This window comes from Sphingomonas sp. STIS6.2 (assembly GCF_000732685.2).
Classification (GTDB): Bacteria; Pseudomonadota; Alphaproteobacteria; order Sphingomonadales; family Sphingomonadaceae; genus Sphingomonas; species Sphingomonas aerolata.
The window spans coordinates 296,141-296,346 of record NZ_JPDP02000160.1 but is presented as its reverse complement, the minus strand read 5'-3'; positions in this window follow the sequence as shown (position 1 = coordinate 296,346).

The window sequence follows — 206 nt, the reverse complement described above, 5'->3', positions numbered from 1 at the left end:
ACACGGGCAGGTCGACGGTCTGCGCAGCAAGCGCATGCGTACAATCGCCGAGAAACTGGATCCTGCCGTCGGTGACGAACGAGTGGCAGACATCGCAGGTAAAGCCGTATGGCTCCTTGCCCTGCTCTACTCGCTCACGATTAGCGTCACACCAGCACCGCTTGCCGGCTTGGCTTGGGATGTGATGACCGGTGCGAAACAGCACT